Genomic DNA, 21,297 nt, shown 5'->3' with positions numbered 1-21,297 from the left:
GGCAGGCCTTGTGCCTGCCCTGATGTGTTGGCTGCTCTCTATCGCAGCACCCGGCAAAAGATGCCATATATAATGGCCGCTGTCGCAATACCATTGACGGGTCCAATCCCCAAACCCGCATTGCCAGTGGTGTAGGCCACCACAGAACCAATTAAGTAGGCAATCACACCTGCCCAGTTAAACGCAGGCAGTTTGGATGATAGCTTCGGGAAACGTCCCCCATGACGCAACCAAAAGTCCACCATGATGATACCGCCCACGGGTGGAATGACGGTGCCCAAAAAAATCAAGTACTGAGGCAACAGCTCGTAGATACCTGACAGGGTAAAGACCAAGGCTAGGGTGGCCCCACCCAGAACAAACGCATGCCGTTTGCGGGTACGAAACATATTGGCCCCTGCTACGGAGAACGCGTAGATCGTATTGTCTTGCGTTGTCCAAACGTTGAGGATCAAGAGGATAACGCCACCAGCCAGAATCCCTTGGGTCGCCATCGCTTTGATCAAGTCTTCAGAACCGTAGACCAAGGTACAAAAGGCTCCAGCAAATACCAGAATACCGTTGACCAACATAAAGGCGCTGAGGGTAGCAATGACCGCACTCTTGCCTGAGTCCGCAAAACGACTCCAGTTGGTTGCCTGGGTTCCCCCGGAGATAAAGGTGCCAATCACCACAGCTAAGGCTGCTCCCATATTCATCCCCCCGGTGGGTTCTGGTAAGGCTCCATTAAAGTCTCTAAAGGCTAGAAACAGACTAATGGCCACCAAAATCAGCATGGCCGGTACCGCTAATCGACTGAGCCAGTCGATTGCTCGATAGCCAATGTAAGCTGTAGCGCAAAAGGCATAGTTAAAAAACAGTACCAGTACCACATAGATCAAGCCTTGACTAGGAACACCCAACAGCTCCAGCAGAACCTGCACCACAATGGCAGTGGTAAAGGCATACCAGCCAATTTGGGTAAAGCCCATAATGAAATCGACCCAGCGAGAGCCCACATTGCCAAAGCTAAAACGGGCCATGAGTACTGTGGTCAAACCGCTTTGGGAAGCAATGTAGCCCAATGCCGCACAATAGCAGCCGAGAATGAAGTTACCGATGACAATAATGGTCATCAGCTGCGGAACGCTAAATGCAGGCCCCAGGGCACCGCCTGCAAACAGGGTGGTGGATGTCAGAGCAAACCCCATCAATAATAAGCATAGGGACCAAAAGGGTTTACGGGCCATTTTCGGCACCGCACTCAGGGGATAGTCCTCGGTAACCGAGGTTTCTAATACATTGGGTTCTGTGGATAGAGACATTCAGTGACCTCACCGGTAAAGCGTGAAGGTGGTTTAGTCTCTATTCATAGGGGTTTTTACGGATTGGGATAGTATCCTTTGCAACGGTCTACGGAAGACCCCTAATTTCGTCGTCTGAAATAGCCTTGGTGCCAAGCTCAGGGTCAACTGGACGGGGATTACGGGGTGTATTTGCACCAGAGGCTCGCTGAAGCTGATAGTAAATAGCCCGTGCCTGAGGACCAAAGACAATTTCATCTTCGTTGGTCAGATCGTGGTGAGTTTTAAGCTTACGACCGTTGATGAGTATACCGTTCGAGCTAGCCTTGCCTTCGAGATTGCCATCTAAAATCCGGTAGTGAGATGTGCCATCGTCTTGAGAAATCTGTATCAATGTAGCGTGGTGCCTGCTCATAAATAATGAGGCTACGCGAATATCACATTTCGCATCACGCCCCATGGAATAAATAGGATTTTCCAGGACTATTTTTCTGCGTCCCTGGCTATCTTCAACAATCAGAATACTAGAGAGATGACTATCAGGCTGCATTAGTACCTATTGTTGACATCTAAACTGTATTTACAGACTTACAAGCCTAAACGTTCCCTTCAGCACACTCTTCGGTTTTGATAACAAATAATATTTGTCTAAAGGATGTATGAGCGGGCTAAAGGGAGGTTTATCCAGTGCTGAATATGACTCTTAAGGCACTTTCTAACAAATTCACTCAGCCATCAGCGATATTTAGATAGATTTAGACTCGAAATAGCGCGATCGCAACTACCGCAGCTACCATCCCTAAAATCAAACTACGGCTTGAAATAAACAGCACCCACACACAGGTTGCTGCCATCAACACTCTTTGCCACCAATTCACCTTCAATGCGACAGGTACCTTTGAATAGTTCCAGGGTGGGCTGTACTGAGTGATTAATTGCTTCTCCAAGGTTTTTGCATCGTGCTTGGGCAATAATACGTAGTGCAAACGAGAACGCCCTAGTTTCTCAGCCTGGGCAAATCGATGATGGCCCTTGCCCTGCCATCTACGATTGAGATTAATTGAAACCCCGATATAGTAAATTTTCTTGCGTTTAATAACTGCATAAACCCCCGGCTTTTGGGGCAGTTGGCGTCGATCGTCAAGCGGAACGGAGACCCAACGACTGGGGTGATGACGCTCCCTCATGCAGCAGGTGGGAATAGGTGTATCGTCATCATTGTAATATCCTCAATCAAAACGGCCTTAGAGCCTTTATCGTAAAGCCCCCAGACCGTTTTGACTCGCAGCTCAGCTGCACTATACCTATACCAACAAAGCTTTTTAACGCTTATCCTTGGCGCACCAACCGCCTACCATTCTTCACGCAGAATAACCTTTGAGCGTACCCAAGCTGCCCATAAGAAAGGCTGTAGAACGACCCGTACCACCCATCGCCGCCAGGGGCTAGGTTGCCGCTGGAGCTGAGGCTGATCGACTACAACAAGCATTTGATCTTGAGTTGAGGGTGAAGCTACTGTCGTTATCATTTGCTTGAAATTCCTTGTCTATAGAACTTAAGTCTTGGTTGATAGGCCCCCTCAATGATTAGCGTTTCAACGGAGTCAAGCTGATCTTAGAACAGGTGTAAAACCTTAGCCCCGTGATTGTGAACGCCCCATTAACGTATCAACACCTCCAGGCGTCAATGGGCCACCTTTGGGGTATTGGTTTAAGTGGCACACTGGATTCCTTTGCATCAACTTTACAATTACCTAGGGGATGCTCATACACCGATCACCAAAAATCCCGGCACGTCCTTGATCAGACTGTCATTTGCAGCACCGGGTATAGTGCATAGCATTGCGATCTCGCTGATTAAGCCACCCGATATCAACTTAAATAAGTGGCACATTCTTTTCCTGACTCAAATATCATTTCCATCCCTGGCAAACGACTGATTACAGCCGGAAAATCTAAGATCTTTCTGTAGTTCTCAAATTGGCTGCTTAGCCAATCTGGGCTGTAATGTCCGTAGGGCCTGACATTAAACACATGAGTAAACATTTAGTTTAAATTTCCGGATAAGAATCTAGTTAAATTGGCTGATGTTTTTTACTTCTTTCACAAAGATTATGTGAATATGTTCCCTAGATTACATTTACATGTGGATAATCGACACGATCTTGCAAGGCGGCAGCATTGAAGAAGCCATTACCAAAGCGATGACTATGAAAGCTAAGCGTCCAAACTACTTGCCTCCCCAGGGATTTGTTCTGACTATGTTGGAACGTTTAAGTCAAGCACAGCCAGGGCTAGAGGGTGCCATCGATGTGTGTGTGGTTGAAGGCGCTCGTACCTCTTAAATCAACACTCAATCAAAATCAAGGATCGTTCAAAGCGCTGCATTTACCACTCGATCAATGGTTCTACCAATCTTCAATAATTGCAAAGCCCTGGCGTCTTACAGATACTAGGGCTTTGTTGAGTCAGGGTAATTTTGGCCTAAGCAGCCTTATCGTCTGTGGCATCCGCTTTTTTGACCTGAAATTTGAGACGATCTTCAATGTAGTCAATGACAACTTGGCTACCTTCCACAAAGGTATTTTCTAAAATCTTGGTTGCAATCGGATTTTCTAATTCTCTTTGAATGGCCCGCTTTAGAGGGCGAGCTCCGTAGACAGGGTCATACCCTTTATCTGCAACATAATCAATGGCTGACTCTGAAATGTGGAGAGCAATTTTTTGATCCGCCAGCAGCTTATACAAACGCTTCAGCTGAATCGACACGATAGAACGCAGTTCATCCTTACTCAGGGGATGGAAGATAATTAAATCATCCACCCGATTGAGAAACTCTGGGCGAAAATGCCCGCGTAAAGCTCCTAGAACCCGCTCCTGCATTTCAGTAAACTGTGATTCATCACCGGCTACATCGAGAATGTGATCGCTGCCAATGTTGCTGGTCATCACAATCACCGTATTGCGGAAGTCCACCGTGCGCCCTTGGGAGTCAGTGATGCGGCCATCATCTAGCACCTGCAACAAAATATTAAATACATCTGGGTGAGCTTTCTCCACCTCATCTAGCAGCACCACAGAATAGGGATGACGGCGCACTGCCTCAGACAGCTGCCCCCCTTCTTCATAACCGACATAGCCAGGAGGTGCACCAATTAGGCGAGCGACAGAATGCTTCTCCATGTATTCCGACATGTCCACCCGCACCAGCGCTTCTTCGGTGTCAAACAAACAGTCAGCCAAAGCCCGCGCCAATTCTGTTTTACCGACACCAGTTGGCCCCATAAACAAGAATGAGCCAATCGGTCTCCCGGGGTCTTTCATGCCCGCCCTTGCTCGGCGAATCGCAGCCGCTACAGCCGTTACGGCTTCACTTTGACCGACTACGCGCTGATGTAAATACCCCTCTAACTGCAGCAACTTTTGTCGCTCAGTCTCCATCAGCCGATTTACGGGGATCCCGGTCCAGTTAGCTACAATCTCAGCAATATCGGCTTCACTCACCTGTTCTCGCAACAGGGTAGAGCCTTTATTCTGCATCTCTTGCAGCTGCCCATCTAAGATTTCTAGCTCTTGTTGAACAGCTTCTAAACGGCCATATTTGATCTGAGCCGCCCGGTTGAGGTCATAAGCTCGTTCCGCCTGTTCTACCTGAACCCGCAGCTGATCCTCTTCTTGTTTCAGGGCTTTAATTGCATCTAAAGCCTGTTTCTCGGATTGCCACTGGGCTGTAAATTTCTGTTGTTTTACCGAGAGTTTTTCAATCTCTTTACTGATCCTTGACAGTCGCTGTTTTGAGGTGCGAGATGTGGATTCTTCTCCTTGTAAAGAGAGTTTTTCCATTTCTAGCTGACGTAGTCGCCGATCGATAGTTTCTAGCTCTACCGGCTTGGAAGTAATCTCCATTTTGAGCTTAGCGGCGGCCTCGTCAATCAGGTCGATGGCTTTATCAGGTAAAAAGCGATCGCTAATGTAGCGTTCCGATAGCGTCGCTGCCGCTACCAGTGCTGAGTCAACAATTTTGACACCGTGATGCGCTTCATAGCGTTCTTTCAAGCCCCGCAAAATCGAAATCGCATCTTCAACGCTGGGCTGACCAATATAAACCTGCTGAAAACGACGCTCTAAGGCAGCATCCTTCTCAATGTGCTTACGATACTCATCCAATGTGGTGGCACCAATACACCGCAGCTCCCCTCGGGCCAAAATCGGCTTGAGGAGATTACCGGCATCAACATTGCTATTGCCACCGCCAGCACCGACAACAGTATGCAGCTCATCAATAAACAGCACCACTTGACCGTCTGATTCAGCCACTTCCTTCAGGACTGAACGCAGCCGTTCTTCAAATTCACCCCGATATTTAGCGCCAGCAATCAGGCTACCGATATCTAGAGAAATCAGCTGGCGTTCCTTCAGGGATTCAGGTACATCGCCATTGACGATCCGCTGGGCTAAACCTTCTGCGATCGCTGTTTTACCAACACCTGGTTCACCGATCAGAACAGGATTATTTTTGGTGCGTCGTGACACTACCTGAATCATCCGGCGAATTTCTTCATCCCGGCCAATCACCGGGTCGAGCTTACCGTGCTTGGCCTCTTCAGTGAGGTCGCGACCGTATTTTTCAAGTGCTTCGTAGGATTCCTCTGGATTTTGCCCCGTAGCTTTTTGCTTACCACGCACCTGATTAATGGCTGCTCTCACATGGGAAACATCCAATTCAAACCCACGCAGCAATCGTCGACCAATGCGTTCGTCTTCGGCAAACCCAAGGAGTAAATGCTCAACAGAAATAATGTCATCCTGTAGCAACTGGCGAGCCGCCTCGGACTGATCAAGCATGCGGTCCAGGCTTTGCCCCAAGTACAAACTGCTATCCGCCGAAGCCCTTGACCGCGACTGACGCTGCGCAAAGGTTTCTAATTCCTGCAACAGCAGCTCTGGGTCTAGATTGGCCTTGGTTAAAATCGTATCTGCCAGCCCTTGCTGCTCAATCAGTGCCACCATCACGTGCTCAACTTCAAGGTACTGCTGGCGAAAACGCCGGGCTACGTCCTGAGCTTCAACAATGGCATCCCATGCCTTGGCGGTAAACTTATCGGGATTAGATGGCTGCATGGGGTCTGAGTGGGTCTGGCAGAGAACGATTAATCAGTATATCAATTGGGGGAGTGGGGAGTTCGCTAGGGAGTAGGGGGTTCGCTGCAATGGGAAATGGTAGCTTAAAGACCCTGGGATGCTGGGTGAGGCGAACCATCATCGGTTCCGGCTAACGATCGGGTTACTCCACTCCCCTACGACCTTAAACCTTAGCTGTTGCCGCTGGAGTTTCATCAGCGTTGGTCTGATTTTTTAGCTGAATTAACTCCACTTTGTAACCGTCGGGATCGCTGACAAATGCAATTACTGTAGACCCATGCTTCATGGGCCCTGGTTCTCGCACAACTTTACCACCCCGTGCTTTGATTGCTTCGCAGGTCTGGTAAATGTCATCTACTCCAATGGCAATATGGCCATAGCCTGCGCCCAGGTCATAGGCATCAACACCCCAGTTATAGGTTAGCTCTAGCACCGTGTGATCGCTTTCATCGCCGTAACCCACAAACGCTAGGGTAAACTTACCTCCGGGATAATCTTTTTGACGTAGCAGGGTCATACCTAGAACGTCGCAATAAAACTGGAGGGATTTTTCTAGATTGCCAACCCGCAACATGGTGTGCAGTAAACGCATTGTTTTTTCTTCCTTAAGCTCTGCTGGTAATCATCCTAGCGTTGGTCCAGTCTCTATGATGGCCTAGACGTGGGTATTTGGCCCATTGATGTGCTTTTCCTTACATTTTTACTTTGTAACCCTATCGTTGATGCAAGATAGCACCGTATGCTGGGTTATCGTGCGATCGCTATGCAAAACAATTGCCATAGCGACCAGTGAGTCCGACACAGCCCCGTTGTTTACTCTTAGTTAATCCACAAGGAAACGTAGATTGATGATTGACCTACTCGAAACCACTATTGACGAGATTCGTGCCCGCGAAATTTTGGACTCCCGAGGTCGACCTACCATTGAAGCCGAAGTTTATTTATCTGTGGGTGCCGTAGGTCTAGCCCAGGTGCCCAGCGGGGCATCAACAGGTACCTTTGAGGCCCATGAACTTAGAGATGGTGATGAACGCTACGGTGGCAAGGGAGTACTCAAAGCTGTCAACAATGTCCATGAAACCATTGCTCGCGAACTGATGGGGTTAGATGCCCTTGATCAAATGGTGATCGATAGCACCATGATCGCGCTAGATGGGTCTGAAAACAAATCCAACTTAGGGGCTAATGCCATTCTGGCAGTATCGTTAGCGAATGCAAAAGCCGCAGCCCAAGCCTTGGGATTGCCTCTCTATCGCTACCTAGGTGGGCCATTGGCCAACGTCCTGCCGGTCCCTCTAATGAATGTGATTAACGGCGGTGCCCACGCCAATAACAACGTGGACATTCAGGAATTTATGATTGTCCCCAGCGGTGCTAGCAGCTTTAAAGAAGCGCTGCGTTGGGGGGCAGAAGTCTTTGCCAGCTTGAGTAAAGTCTTAGCGCAGAAAGGTTTGCTTGGCGGTGTCGGCGATGAAGGCGGCTTTGCCCCCAATTTAGGATCAAACCAAGAAGCATTAGAGATTTTGATCGCAGCCATTGAATCGGCAGGCTACAAACCCGGTGAGCAAATCTCTCTGGCGTTAGATGTCGCAGCTAGTGAATTTTATCAGGATGGCAAGTATATCTTCGATGGCACAGCCCACTCTCCAGCAGAGACCATCGACTATCTCGATAAGTTAGCAAGTCAATATCCCATTGTTTCCATTGAGGATGGTCTCCACGAAGAAGATTGGGATAGCTGGAAAGCATTGACTAACAAAATCGGCAGCCGCGTACAGCTCGTTGGCGATGATTTGTTTGTCACCAATCCCACTCGTCTACGAAAGGGAATTGATCAAGGCGCGGCAAATTCCATTTTGATCAAGCTCAATCAGATTGGTTCTCTCACAGAAACCCTGGAAGCCATTGACTTGGCGACACGGAATAAACTCACTTCGGTCATTAGCCACCGTTCTGGAGAAACTGAGGATACAACCATTGCTGATTTGGCCGTAGCTACCCGAGCCGGTCAGATCAAAACCGGTTCTCTATGTCGCAGCGAGCGGGTTGCAAAATATAATCGCCTGTTGCGCATTGAAGACGAATTGGCGGGTCAGGCGATTTATGCCGGTACCATTGGCATGGGGCCTGGTCAGGGATAGGGCAATCACCTAACACCAGGGGCACCCGCCAGGAGTGCCCCGATTAGATTAATTGTCGTCGGTGGATGATGTTGGCGAGGGCGAAGCCTGAGTGTCTGGGTTATTCGGTGTCGTTGGAATAGGAGTCGTTGTCGATGGATTCAACGGATCGTTCAGTTGTGGTAAGTCCCCCCCTGGCAAACCCGAGCCAGAGTTGTTGAGCAGATCTTGAATATCAGCGGGAAGCTCACCCGGTACGGCATCCTGTGAGGTGGGTGCCTGGGTGCCTGCCGGTAACGTCGCCAGGGCAACCCGATTACCGCCTACGGATCGTAAGATATCCAGCACTCTGACAACATCGTCATAGCGAGCATCCTTAGCCGCATACAGCACCACAATGCCATTGGGATTACCGGTATAAAAGTCGCCGACCAGACCCAATAGGTTTTGCTCCAGAATGGGATCTTGGTCTAGATAAATGCGACCAATGGGATCAACGCTGATGTAAAGGCGATCGCGACCAGTAGTCAGTGCCGCTGGGGGCAATGCCGACCCTGTACTAGCATTGGGCAAATCTAAACTGATCGCCTGCTGCCGACTACCGACTGCCGCCAGAATAAAGAAGGTGAGAATACAAAAAACGACATCGACCAGAGGTAGCAGTTCGATGACAATGCCGTTTTGTTGCTCGTCTAGGTCTAACTTCATGACGATACTGAGGGTGGGGGATCAGAGGATGGAGGTCGTAGATCGTTTAGAGAAACAGGAGAAGGGAGAGTTTTAAGTTTGGAGTTCCTTGTCGCCGTTAAGCAGCCATTAACTTAAAACAACCGGTCATTCAGAACTCCCTTAGAAATTAGTTGACAGAAGCACCGAGCTGGCTAGGTTTACCATCGGTTAGGGACCAAGCTTGGCGGTAGAGTAGCTCTAGCTCACTGCCGGACTGACGAAAAACTTTAGCTTGACCAAAGACCAAGCCCTGGAAGAGACGATAAAACATCAGGCTAACAATGGCGATAATCAAGCCAGTCGCCGTGGTAATCAGGGACTGTCCAATACCAGCGGCGGCACCACTGGTGGCGCTACCAATGGCTAAATCGTTGAGATCAAGGGAACCCAGGGAACTCATCAGACCCAGGACAGTTCCCAACAGCCCTAACATCGGTGACACGGCTATCACGAGTTCTAACACCTTGTCACCTCGACGCATGGCGGCAAGTTCTTCGTTGGCGGCGGTCTCTAGAGCCAGTCGAAAAACTTCAGGTTCTTGGTCTTTGAGCTTGAGGGCAGCATAGAGAAAACGCCCCATGGGTAAACGGTGGGCTCGCTGGGCAATGTCGGTGGCGGCGGTCCATTCACGTCGGGCAGCTTCTAGGACGCGACCTGCCACCTCACGCTCACGGGTAATGATGCGAGACCAAAACCAAATCCGCTCAATAATTGTGCCGAGGGCAATTACTGATAAAACTAGCAGGGGCCACATGGCCACCCCACCTCTGGCAAATAATTCAGTAATGTTCACTCGTTATTCTCCCGTACGCTTTCTCAGACGCATGTTACCCTGCTCGGGTCCTAGATCGGCCACTATCTTTCCGCACAAACGGCGTTGCTGATGGCCAACTCTAGAATTTCATTAGCGGCGCGATCGCAAACACCCACAGAGCCTAAATGCCCTCGCATCGCTCTGTAGCCCTCCACCATTTTTTGCCGCTGATCCGGATTGTTCAGCAGATTTAGGGCCATTTGGCTAATGGCCTCAGGAGTGGCCTCCCACTGCACAAACTCCGGCACAATCGGCTCCATATTAACCAGATTTACTGGCGAAACGTAGGGGGCTGAAAATTTCAGCACAAACTCAGCAACCCAGGCCGTTAACCGATTGAGTCGGTACATGACCACCTGAGGCACTTCCATCAGAGCGATTTCTAGATTGGTAGTTCCGGATTTAGCAATGGCCAGATCCGCTGCTGAAATCGCCAACATCTGCTCATCCTTAGCCACCGCCTGCCCGGTTAAACCATATTGTTTGAACGCTGTTTCTATGGTTTCGCGAAAAGCTTCACGGGCTAAGGGCACCAAAAACTTAAGCTCAGGTATCTGGGTCTGGAGCTGTTGGGCCGCCGTAAACATAATTGGCAAGACATAGGTCAGCTCTTGCTGGCGAGAGGCCGGCAGTAGGGTGATAACGCGATCGCTTGGGGCCAACCCCAGCCGCTGCCGCGCCTCTCGTTTAGCCAACTCTGGCCGATAGTCAGCAAATCGATCCAACAGAGGATGCCCCACCCAGGAAACCTGTCCCCCCTTAGATTGGTAATAGCGAGCTTCCTCTGGAAAAATTGCCAGGATGCGATCAGCAATCGAGAGTACTTTAGCCGTATCGCCTGGAATCGTCGCCCAAACCCAAAGGTGGGGCGCAATGTAGTATGCAATGGGCACCTTTGGAAACTGGCGACGGATAAAGTTACCAATGGCCACGTTAGGCCCCATGTAGTCAATCAGGACGACCACATCGGGAGGTGCAGCTTTTAGATGTTGCCTGGCTTGTCGATTGAGCTTGAGAGCCTTCCTGACATGGGGTAGTGCCTCAAAGAAACCAATGGAACTGATCGACACTGTATCGCCAATCAGCTTAGCCCCAGCCGCCGCCATGCGACTCCCCCCCATGGCACTAATTTCAACCGCAATTTTCTGCTGCGCCCCTTGCCGCTCTAAAGCTGCCACCAGCAGACTACCCTGCATATCACCAGAGACTTCTCCAGTATGAACAAATATCCGCAAGGGGCGTTTAGGCAAATTGTGAGTACTGATATCGTTACACTGCATAGTAAAAACGGCCTCTAGAGCTAGAAAAACTGAGCACTAAGACCGAGAAATATGCCGCCCTGGAATCACACCCCGTCGACCTTCTTTTTGGGAAGCTACCAAAAATCGATGGAGGTGTTGCACATATTCGTTATTGGCAACAGAGTCTAACTTATTGAGAGCCTCGCTAAATGTGAGTCCTGAACGATAGAGCAAGCGATAAGCCTGCTTCAAACCATCGTATACACGACCCGCTTCTAAATCACCAATACCGGAGCGTTTTAAGCCCACCTGGTTGAGACCCCGTACCCGTGATGGATTTCCCTCCACCATCATGTAAGGAGGAACATCGCGCTCAATTCGACTCATGCCACCGACCATGGCATGGCGACCGATATGAACAAACTGATGAATGCCAACCAAACCACTGATGCGGACGTTGGACTCAATATGGACATGACCGGCTAAGGCAACTGAGTTCGCAATGATAACGCTATCTTGAATAACACAGTTATGAGCGACGTGAGCATAGGCCATCAGGAGATTGCCATTCCCTAAACGGGTAATCTCACCAAATCGAGTAGGTCGATTAATGGTGACATATTCCCGAATGTTGTTGTCATCGCCGATGGATAGCAAGCTTTCGGAACCATCATATTTGAGATCTTGGGGCTCTAGACCAATGGCGGCTCCGGCAAAGATACGATTGCGCTGGCCAATTTCAGTGTGACCATCTAACACCACGTGGGGACCAATTTCGGTGTCTTTACCAACGCTGACCTTTTCCCCAATCACAGCATAGGGTCCCACTTTCACACTGGGGTGGACATGGGCCCTCGGATGAATGACCGCTGTGGGATGAATCAGAGCAGTGGGAAGCATTGGTTACGTTTTACTCAACCACAGAAAACATCAGGGTGCCTTCACACACCAATTGATCATCAACTTCAGCCTTGGCTTGCATTTTGCCGAATTTTAGCCCGCGTACGCTGAGCAACTCTGTTGTGATAACCAGCTGGTCGCCTGGCACAACTGGTCGACGAAATCGTACTTTGTCGATACCAGCAAACATACATAGCCCATTAACACCAGGCATTTGGGTCAGCACAATGCCACCCACCTGGGCCATGGCTTCAACAATCAACACCCCTGGCATGATGGGACGCCCCGGAAAGTGTCCTTGAAAGTGGGGTTCATTGAACGTGACATTTTTTAGACCAACTGCCTGTTTACCAGGAACATAGTCAATGATGCGATCAACCAGGGCAAATGGATAGCGATGGGGTAACAACGCCTGAATCTGCTCTAGATTAAAGGTAATAGGGGTAGAACTCTCGGCGGTGGCCGGTTGAGACTCCTGATTGGTGTGAGCTTTATCTTGAATAACGGTGGCCATAGACGTTTTATGACAGCAACGGCGTAGGTGTTCTCGGCTAAGCGGAAGCCGATGTTTCTGCAACGCAAAGGGCAGTTAACTGACGAGCTAACTGCACGTGCAGACTGTGACTGGCTCGATAAGCGGTCACATGCATCGTAGGGAGAACACCTAATAAACTGAGATCCCCTACTAAGTCTAAAAGTTTATGACGTGCCGGTTCATTTGCAAATCGCAGCGGGGGATTAAGCCAACCCTCTTGATCGCAAACTAAAGCATTTTCCAGACTGCCACCTTTGATTAAACCTTGCGATCGCAACCCGTCAATTTGGTGCGCCATCGCAAATGTTCGTGCCGGTGCCACCACCTCGGCAAAGTCTCCAGCGGCCGGAGACCAGCTATGCCATTGATTACCAATCGCCGCTATAGGAAAGTCAATACCATAGCTAAACCGCAACTCTGAGGCAGGTAGCGCCATCACATAGGCATCCCCATCCCTGACAATGATTGGCTCCTTGAGCGCTATGCAGGGACGACGTGGCGCAGACTGCGCCGCTATGCCGACCGACTGGATCAGGCCAGTCCAATCACGGGAAGAGCCATCCAGCAAAGGGACTTCTGGGCCATCGATCTCGATGCGAGCATTGTCTACACCAGCGGCCCACAGCGCCGCCAGCAAATGCTCCACCGTACGCACCTGTGGCCCTTCTTCTACACCCAGCTGGGTCGAAAGACGAGTCTGGCTCACCGCTGCCACACTGGCTGGAATAAGATTAGGCCCCGAGTCTGTACGAACAAAATGGCGACCACTGTTGATAGGCGCAGGGAGCAAAGTGACTTGCGTTGTCTGCCCCAGGTGGAGCCCCACCCCTGTACATGAGACAGGGGCAGCCAGGGTATGTTGAACGTCTGCTTCGTCATCCATCAGAATCGTTCCCCGATGCCAAAGTGAATGCGGCCATCGCCACCATCACCCAAGCCATAATCGAGACGCAGGGCTCCTAACGGTGTCTGTACCCGGATACCGGCACCATAACCAAAACCATCACCGGGCTTATCACGAATGATCGCCGGATCCCCTGGCACATTATCACCGGAGCCTAAATCAGTTCCGTAGTCAACAAACAACGCCCCACCCAAGAATGAGGTAAATAGCGGGAAGCGATATTCAGCGGTGGCCTGCACAAAGGAACGACCACTACCGAGATCTCCCTCATCAAAACCACGTACCGAGTTAGTACCACCAAGAGAGAACGCCTCATAGGGAGGTAAATCTCCAATGACCGTTCCCCCCTGTACATTTAGAGCGATGGTTTGAGGCCCGTCACCAAAGCGGAGGAAATTCACTGGTAAATAACGACTGTAGCTGGCCCGTACTCGATTAAAGAAAATTGTCCCCTGACCGACAGGGATAGTTTGTTCTGTCCCCAATCGCAACAGACTACCGCTCGTTGGCGCAAACGAATCATTGCGCTGATCCCAGACAAAATTGATCGGAATGCTCAGGAGATCGTCTCGGCCATCACCGCTAAAGCTCAAATCGTTACCTAGCTGATCTTCAGGTGAGAGATCACCATCACTATCACGAATTGAAACTCGCTGATACTCAAGACCAGCCGAACCACTCCAGCCGTTATCCAGGGGTCGGCCAAAGGTCACCCCTCCTCCGAGGCGATTAACCCGAGGAGTATCACCATTGGGCAAGTCAATATCGGTATCGCCGCCATCAAAGATAAGAGAAATCGAACGACGGTTAAAGCCATTCACTGTGTAGGATGTCCGATTTGGATCGCCAGCAATCCAGGGATCAGTGAAGCTCACATCAAACAGCAGTTCCCGCTCGCTCAGCTGCACCTCGGTACGCAGGGTCTGGTTGTTCCCACCCAGGTTATCCTGCTGATAGCTGACGCTACCAAACACGTCACCACTGAGGTTAAAACCAACTGCAGCCCCCACAGAGCCAGTATTTCCCTCGTCAACGTTGACTACAACCTTAACCTTACGAGGATCTTCCTCGCCGGGGTCCAGAGAAAGACGGACATCATCAAAAATGCCCAGGCCAAAGACTCGCTGCAGGTCTTGCTGAATTCTTTCCTGCTGAAAAACATCCCCAGGCTGAGTCTCAAATTCTCGCGTGACAATGAAGGGGCGGGTTCTACCGTCAATGGGCTCTCCATCTTCATCAACGCTATTGCCATCCTCGTCGATGTAGCGCACTTCAATGGACTCAATCACCCCCTCGGCTACGATCAAGGTGGCAACACCCTCGTCTGAAACCTGAGGCGCGGCAGTCACCTGGGCCAATACATAGCCTTGTTCACGGTACCAATCGTTCAGCTCTAAAATACCGTCTTGGAAGTCAATCAGATTGAGGATTTTTCCGTACTGATCGCTAAAAATTTCGTCTACGATTTCGTCCGGCAGAACGCTTTCTGATACACCATCAGTGCGAATAGTAACGCCAGTTAGAATGGGGTTAGGCTGCACTAAAAACGTCACCCGCACCCCTAGATCTGTATCTTCGGGTTGAGCGCGAACATTAGCAAAAAAGCCGGTAGCAAAAACATTGTTGATGTCTTCTTGTAGCTCACTGCGGGTGGCCGGTCGACCGGGGCGCAGCATGATGGCTTGGTAAACAATATCCTCTAATTCTGGATCAAGGACACTACCATCTAGAGTTACCACCTCAAGCTCTGCCACCTGCACCTGAACTTCTTGCGGTTCCTCCTCGACCACCTCATCGTCAGCGGGTTCATCATCGTCAGCTGGACTTTCAGAGGCGGGGGTCTCCGGCGCTGGTTCAGGCGTTTCCACTGGCTCAGTCGGTGTCGTCGGCTCAGACGGTTGGCCAATGCCCTCTAGAAGACGCTCAAGGGCTTCCTGCGGGGTCTCTTCGGCAGTATCCGTAGTAGTATCTTGAGCCAGCAGTGTGTCGTCATCGAGCGCTGGCTCAGTATCGGTTGCTGATAGCTCAACTGATTCCTCAACACTGACTGTCTCTAAAGTATCGGTCTCTAAAGTATCGGTCTCAGGCACTGGCTGGCTGGACTGCCCAGCCGCCAACACGGCATCATCTGTCCAAGCATCAGTTGTTGAAGACTCCACCACGTCAGCCGCATCTACTGAGAGTACGGGCAACCCAAACAATGTTGCAACGGTGCAACAGGCCAATAGAGTCGGCGAAAAGCGCATAGGCGGAAAACGTACTCCTTACACCACATGGAAACAGCAGCTAGAACCGCTGTTAATGACATACACTAAATCCGGCTTAGAGGTCTATAGCTCATACTCAAGCAAAACCTGCATTTTTCTAGCACCATACAAGCCGCGTCTAGAAAAATGTGAACGGAATTTAATATTTTCTGGAAAATTCTACCGCACCGTTTCCCTCAGTGCTCATTTTGTGTGTGCCAGAATTCGATCCAACACCTGCTGATAGCCTGATTCCACATTCCCTAAATCCTGACGGAATCGGTCTTTATCCATCACTCGACGAGCTTCATCGGTTTCATTTTGATTCCATAGACGACAGGTGTCAGGGCTGATTTCGTCAGCTAGCACCAAAGTACCGTCGGCCAGGGTGCCAAATTCTAGCTTGAAATCCACCAGGGTAATGCTGCAGCTGTTGAAGAAGTCTTGGAGCATTTGGTTGATGCTGCGGGCCATTTGCTCTAGCTGAGTCACGGTGTCATCGCTGGCAATGGCCATGGCTCGGATGCGATCGCGAGTCAGTAACGGATCACCCAGGTCATCATTTTTATAATAAAACTCCACCAAAGGCGGCAGCAGCAGTGTCCCCAACTTTAGACCCGTTTGCCGACACAAACTACCCGCCGCCAGATTTCGTACCACCACTTCCAGTGGCACAATCGTCACCGGCTTCACCCACATCTCCCGCTCATTGGGAGAATCGATCCAATGGGTGGGAATCCCCTGGGCTTCTAGCAGCTTAAACAGGTGAGTGGATACTGCATTATTAATCCGTCCCTTGTTGGCAATCGTCCCCCGTTTCTGAGCATTAAAGGCCGTAGCATCATCCTTGAAATAGGTGATTAATACCGCCGGGTCCTCAGTGGCATAGAGAATTTTTGCCTTACCTTCATAGAGCTTCTGTCGCTCAGCCATGGGGCCTCCCAGGGAAAATTTGCATCGCCTATTTTAGCGTGGGTAGGGTGGGGATTTGTAGAGGCGTTCCATGGAACGCCTCTACAAATTTCAATCAATTATTTGGTGGTCATCACATAGACGCCATCCCAATCCGCCGCTGGTGGATTCGCCAAATAGGAATGGATACGACCAATGTGTACATCCACAGCTTTATCCTGGGGACGCATCACTTTTGCCCGCGTAAATATCTCCAAGGCCCGCGTAAACTTCTGAGAGGTATAGGCCTTACGACCTTGATGATAGAGATCCAAAAAGTCTTGAGTTTTGGGATCTAACTGATGATTTTGCCGACTGCCGATCAGCTCATAAATTTTGACGGGTCTTGTCTTACCCTTTACCCGCGTCAGGTCTAACTCTCTAACCCAGACCAAATCACGGCAGCGCTCATAGGTATGCTCACTCATGACAATGTCACAGCCGTACTGCTTTGTGACCCCCTCTAACCGGGAGCTGAGGTTAACACCATCCCCAATCACCGTGTATTCCATTTTGCGGCGAGAGCCAATGTTGCCGGAAACTACCTCCCCAGAACTCAACCCGATCCCAATGTTGATCTTGGGCTGACGGTTGGCCTGGCGCGAGCGATTGAAATGAATCAGCCGTTCTCGCATATCTAAGGCCGCTTCCACCGCTGACCAGCCATGGTTTTCGAGCGGTAACGGCGCACCAAATACAGCCATCAGGGCATCGCCAATAAATTTATCTAGAGTGCCTTGATGGTTAAAAACCGCTTCCACCATGGTCTCAAAATATTCATTGAGCATTGACACCACCTGGGAAGCCTCTAGCCTCTCGGTCAGCGTGGTGTAGCCGCGAATGTCGGAGAACAATACCGTGACATCTCGACGCTTGCCCACCATCAGAGAATCTTCCCCAAGGGCCATCACCTGCTCGGCCACACTGGGGGTCATGTAGCGATACAAAGTGGTCTTCATCCGCTTTTCTTGGCTGATGTCTTCGAGCACGACTAGACCGCCTCGGACACCGCCACCGGGATTAGTCAGCGGATTCACGGTTAGATTAATGCTGTGCTCTAACGGATGTAAATCCGGTGGTGGTTGAACCGTATTGGCGACTTGTCCCCAAAGATAATAAGTCTGGCTGGTATTGACATCGTCTTGGGGCATAAACGTGGATGATTTGCGACGAATCTCCACGGGCACGAGTAAGGCTTTTTGGTCCTCAACTGTGGCTGTGGCTACTTGCAGGGTTTGCTCGGGAACATATTGCTCAGTGCCAAACTCTAAACTATCGGCCAGGCGCGATCGCAAATTCTCAATCGGCACCACTTCCCAAATAGCACGACCCACCAGTTTTTCTTCCCAGGTCCTTTGGGACTCATCTAGAACGGCTTCCTCCCCGACCACCGGCACATCCATCGGACAGCCCAACAGCCGCAGTGCCGCCTCGTTGATGGTCACAATCCGACCACCCATATCCGTGGAAATCACCGCATCCGAAAGGCTTTGGAGAATGTCTTTTTGGTACTGCTTTTCTAGCAGCACATTTTCATACAGCTGAGCATTTTCCAGAGCAATACCGGCCTGCGTATTAAACGCCCGCATAAACGACTCATCTGAACGAGTAAATGAGCCTTGCATCTTATTGATCAGCTGGGTAACCCCCATGATCTTGCCTGAGGAATTAAACACAGGCATACACAAAATGCTGTGGGTACGATAGCCGGTTCGATCATCTGCCGAGCTATCAAACCGACTATCCTTGTAGGCATCAGGGATATTCAGGGTCTCACCAGTGGAAGCCACGTAGCCCACAATACTGGCCTTGTCATTAGACTGACGCAGTTCTACCAGTTCAGTGCCATCAGCACTTTGCACCTTAGACCACAGCTGATTACCATCCATCAACCACAGAGTGCTCCGGTCTGCCTGCATCAGCTTACGCGCCTCAGCCATCACCGACTGCAGCGTCACCTCTAGTTCTAAACTCTGCTCCAGGGATGAAATCGCATTGAGTAGAGCATTTAATCCCTTCTGGGTACGGGCCGCCGTATAAAACGAGTTACAGCTCTCTAGCAATACACCAATAGAACGGGCAAAGGATTCAAACTCTTTTTCATCCTGGAGAGTAAATCGAGTCTCACCAATTTTATTTAACAGCTGTACGACAGCAACAACCTTGACATCGTTGCTAAAAATGGGCATGCACAAAATATTCTTAGTACGGTAGCCCGTTTCCTCATCAGTCGCCCGATTAAATCGAGGATCATCGTAAGCATTGGGAATATTCAGGGTCTTTTTGGTCTCAGCCACATATCCAGCAATACCTTTATTCATCGGTATTCTGATCTCGACCGCTTTTTCTCCCGCACCCTGAGCAATTTTTGACCAAAGTTCTTGATTCTCCTCATCAACGATGAAGATAGTAGTGCGGTCGGCCTGGAGAATCTGACCAATTTTAAGAGTAAACGCCTCCAGCAACTCCTCTAGCAGCGTCTCTAGCGATTGATTATTAATTAGGTTGATCGCCTTGAGAAAATACTCAAACTCTTGAATGATCAACTCCAGAAGCTCAATAAATCTGGGTTTAGATAAATGCTGAACCTGAGCCTTGAGACGCCCAGGCATAGTGCCCTGCGACAAACGGGCCAACGTACTATCTGCAGACGATTGAGCCATAGTTTTTTATACGGGTTAGCCAAAATTATAAGTTAAGTCAGAATGGCCACACTGCTACAGTGCAGCCAGATAGAGAATGCGTTTCGCCTCCTCCTGAATGCTTACATATGAGTGCGACTACAGCAGTTTGCCCTCAACAGCCACCCCTCTAGTGTAATCAGTTTAGTCCGATTGACTAATCACTCTGCCCGAGGTCCACTGTCAAACAACACCTACCTCCAGGGGTTTATTCGGGCTTGAGCAACGGAAATGCAATCACATCTCGGATGCTGGGTGAATCAGTCAAAAGCATTACCAGACGGTCGATCCCCATGCCCATACCACCAGTAGGCGGCATGCCATATTCCAAAGCAGTCACAAAATCCTCATCCAGGCTGTGAGCCTCCAGATCCCCTGCCGCTTTTTTAGCCGCCTGAGCTTCCAAACGCTGGCGTTGGTCAATCGGGTCTGTCAGCTCTGAGAAACTATTAGCTGTTTCTCGACCCACGATAAACAGTTCAAATCGCTCCACCAGACCAGGCTTACTGCGATGGGGTTTAGCCAGTGGGGAAATTTCTACCGGGTAATCAATGATAAACGTAGGCTGAATTAAGGTGGTCTCTACGGTTTGCTCAAAAGCTTCATTCAGAAGATGGCCAATACTAGCACACTCACCAATGCCCTGCAAACCGGCCTGCTTAGCCGCATCTTTAGCCGCTGCTAAATCAGTAAACTCAGCAAAGTTCAGCCCCGTCTTTTCTTGAACAGCATCGTGCATGGTGATGCGTTTCCAGGGGGTGCTCAGATCGATGGCCTCTCCCTGATAGGTAATCTGCGTAGTCCCTAACACCTCTTCTGCAGCGTTGACAATCAGGGCCTCGGTAATGTCCATCATGTCGTTATAGTCAGCGTAGGCCTGGTATAGCTCAATCGAGGTGAATTCTGGGTTATGACGGGTGGAAGTACCCTCATTGCGAAAAATTCGACCCATTTCGAAAACACGCTCAAAGCCACCGACAATCAGCCGCTTTAAGTGCAGCTCCGTGGCAATTCGCAAATAGAGCTGCATGTCTAACGTGTTGTGATAGGTGACAAACGGGCGCGCATCCGCACCGCCTGGCTCCGTCTGCAAAACCGGCGTTTCAATTTCAATAAAGTTTTGCTGGTCCAAATAGCGTCGAATCGCAGCCGTAATCAACGCCCGTTTTCTAAACGTATCCCGGACCTCAGGATTGACAATCAGATCGACGTAGCGCTGACGATAGCGCTTGGCCACGTCGGTCAAACCGTGCCATTTATCGGGCAGGGGCAGCAAGGACTTGGTAAGAATAGCGTACGTACTGACCTTGACTGAGAGCTCACCCTTATCAGTGCGTTTGATGATCCCCTTCACCCCCAAAAAGTCGCCCACATCCGTCAGCTGTTTGAGGTGAGTAAATGCCTGCTCATCTGTAGCCGCCATGGCCGCCTGGATTGTCTTTTTATCCAGAAAGAGCTGAATATTGCCGGTTTCGTCCTGAATCGTAAAAAAGGCAAGCTTACCAAACACGCGCCGTGTCATAATCCGACCGGCAATACTGACTTCAAAATCGGCCTCTTCGCCATTGGGTAAATCAGTAAATTTCTCCTGCAGTGCCGCAGCTTGATGGGTGACATCCCAGGTGTAGGCATATGGATTAAGACCCAGCTGTTTCAAATCGCTTACTTTTTGTAAGCGGGCAGCGCGAATCTCGCGGGGACTTTGATCGTCGGGCTGGGAGCTGGCCATGTGTTCACGGGTCAGTAGTAGTT

The 21,297-nt window shown here is 50.1% G+C and carries 18 protein-coding genes; 2 read left to right on the top strand and 16 right to left on the bottom strand.

Annotated elements, in window-relative coordinates; translation table 11 throughout:
* Positions 1 to 38: 38 nt before the first annotated feature.
* The 4 genes from codB to N836_RS76830 all read right to left on the bottom strand — a co-directional run bounded on the left by codB (position 39) and on the right by N836_RS76830 (position 2,811).
* Positions 39 to 1,304 carry a cytosine permease gene (gene codB / locus N836_RS70975; protein ID WP_023076817.1) on the bottom strand — a complete coding sequence of 422 codons (1,266 nt, stop codon included), beginning with the start codon at positions 1,302 to 1,304 and terminating at the stop codon, positions 39 to 41.
* A gap of 88 nt (positions 1,305 to 1,392) precedes the next feature.
* Positions 1,393 to 1,833 carry an FHA domain-containing protein gene (locus N836_RS70970; protein WP_023076816.1) on the bottom strand — a complete coding sequence of 147 codons (441 nt, stop codon included), beginning with the start codon at positions 1,831 to 1,833 and terminating at the stop codon, positions 1,393 to 1,395.
* 205 nt (positions 1,834 to 2,038) lie between these two features.
* Complete coding sequence (locus tag N836_RS0139870; RefSeq protein ID WP_023076815.1) at positions 2,039 to 2,470, bottom strand: GIY-YIG nuclease family protein; 432 nt, start codon at positions 2,468 to 2,470, stop codon at positions 2,039 to 2,041.
* A 164-nt stretch (positions 2,471 to 2,634) separates the two neighbouring features.
* Complete coding sequence (locus N836_RS76830; RefSeq protein ID WP_161635057.1) at positions 2,635 to 2,811, bottom strand: hypothetical protein; 177 nt, start codon at positions 2,809 to 2,811, stop codon at positions 2,635 to 2,637.
* Between the two features lie 615 nt (positions 2,812 to 3,426).
* On the opposite strand from N836_RS76830, the gene N836_RS70965 reads away from it, so the two are divergent.
* A complete protein-coding gene (locus N836_RS70965; RefSeq protein WP_023076813.1) occupies positions 3,427 to 3,627 on the top strand; it encodes a hypothetical protein in 201 nt (66 codons plus the stop codon).
* A gap of 139 nt (positions 3,628 to 3,766) precedes the next feature.
* Here the strand turns inward: N836_RS70965 and clpB are convergent, their stop codons facing one another.
* Both clpB and gloA read right to left on the bottom strand, forming a co-directional pair.
* The gene (gene clpB, locus N836_RS70960) at positions 3,767 to 6,403 is read right to left on the bottom strand and encodes an ATP-dependent chaperone ClpB (protein WP_023076812.1); all 2,637 of its coding nucleotides are present in this window, start codon (positions 6,401 to 6,403) and stop codon (positions 3,767 to 3,769) included.
* A 184-nt stretch (positions 6,404 to 6,587) separates the two neighbouring features.
* Entirely contained in the window at positions 6,588 to 7,016 is a 429-nt protein-coding gene (gloA, locus tag N836_RS70955; protein ID WP_023076810.1) for a lactoylglutathione lyase, read from the bottom strand.
* Positions 7,017 to 7,272: 256 nt separating this feature from the next.
* On the opposite strand from gloA, the gene eno reads away from it, so the two are divergent.
* On the top strand, positions 7,273 to 8,565 hold the full coding sequence (eno, locus tag N836_RS70950; RefSeq protein ID WP_023076809.1) for a phosphopyruvate hydratase: 1,293 nt from the start codon (positions 7,273 to 7,275) through the stop codon (positions 8,563 to 8,565).
* A gap of 48 nt (positions 8,566 to 8,613) precedes the next feature.
* Here the strand turns inward: eno and N836_RS70945 are convergent, their stop codons facing one another.
* The 10 genes from N836_RS70945 to lysS form a co-directional block, all read right to left on the bottom strand.
* Positions 8,614 to 9,252 (bottom strand): ExbD/TolR family protein, encoded by a 639-nt coding sequence (locus N836_RS70945; protein ID WP_023076808.1) that lies wholly within the window; start codon positions 9,250 to 9,252, stop codon positions 8,614 to 8,616.
* 148 nt (positions 9,253 to 9,400) lie between these two features.
* The gene (locus N836_RS70940) at positions 9,401 to 10,066 is read right to left on the bottom strand and encodes a MotA/TolQ/ExbB proton channel family protein (RefSeq protein WP_023076807.1); all 666 of its coding nucleotides are present in this window, start codon (positions 10,064 to 10,066) and stop codon (positions 9,401 to 9,403) included.
* A gap of 62 nt (positions 10,067 to 10,128) precedes the next feature.
* Positions 10,129 to 11,367, bottom strand: a complete 1,239-nt coding sequence (lpxB, locus tag N836_RS70935) for a lipid-A-disaccharide synthase (RefSeq protein WP_200867484.1) — start codon at positions 11,365 to 11,367, stop codon at positions 10,129 to 10,131.
* Between the two features lie 36 nt (positions 11,368 to 11,403).
* Positions 11,404 to 12,228: an acyl-ACP--UDP-N-acetylglucosamine O-acyltransferase gene (lpxA, locus tag N836_RS70930; protein WP_023076805.1), complete on the bottom strand. Its 825-nt coding sequence runs from the start codon at positions 12,226 to 12,228 to the stop codon at positions 11,404 to 11,406.
* A gap of 10 nt (positions 12,229 to 12,238) precedes the next feature.
* Entirely contained in the window at positions 12,239 to 12,742 is a 504-nt protein-coding gene (fabZ, locus tag N836_RS70925) for a 3-hydroxyacyl-ACP dehydratase FabZ (RefSeq protein WP_023076804.1), read from the bottom strand.
* 37 nt (positions 12,743 to 12,779) lie between these two features.
* Entirely contained in the window at positions 12,780 to 13,646 is an 867-nt protein-coding gene (lpxC, locus tag N836_RS70920) for a UDP-3-O-acyl-N-acetylglucosamine deacetylase (RefSeq protein ID WP_023076803.1), read from the bottom strand.
* Positions 13,646 to 15,913, bottom strand: a complete 2,268-nt coding sequence (locus tag N836_RS70915) for a BamA/TamA family outer membrane protein (RefSeq protein WP_023076802.1) — start codon at positions 15,911 to 15,913, stop codon at positions 13,646 to 13,648. Before N836_RS70915 ends, lpxC begins: the two co-directional genes overlap by 1 nt.
* Positions 15,914 to 16,117: 204 nt before the next feature.
* Positions 16,118 to 16,846, bottom strand: a complete 729-nt coding sequence (gene purC, locus N836_RS70910; protein ID WP_023076801.1) for a phosphoribosylaminoimidazolesuccinocarboxamide synthase — start codon at positions 16,844 to 16,846, stop codon at positions 16,118 to 16,120.
* 98 nt (positions 16,847 to 16,944) lie between these two features.
* Entirely contained in the window at positions 16,945 to 19,527 is a 2,583-nt protein-coding gene (locus N836_RS70905; protein WP_023076800.1) for a GAF domain-containing protein, read from the bottom strand.
* 226 nt (positions 19,528 to 19,753) lie between these two features.
* On the bottom strand, positions 19,754 to 21,274 hold the full coding sequence (gene lysS, locus N836_RS70900) for a lysine--tRNA ligase (RefSeq protein ID WP_023076799.1): 1,521 nt from the start codon (positions 21,272 to 21,274) through the stop codon (positions 19,754 to 19,756).
* Between the last annotated feature and the right edge of the window lie 23 nt (positions 21,275 to 21,297).

It is taken from the genome of Leptolyngbya sp. Heron Island J (assembly GCF_000482245.1).
Lineage (GTDB): Bacteria > Cyanobacteriota > Cyanobacteriia > Phormidesmidales > Phormidesmidaceae > Leptothoe.
The sequence above is the reverse complement of the archived record's forward strand: the minus strand, read 5'-3'. Positions and strand labels throughout refer to the sequence as shown.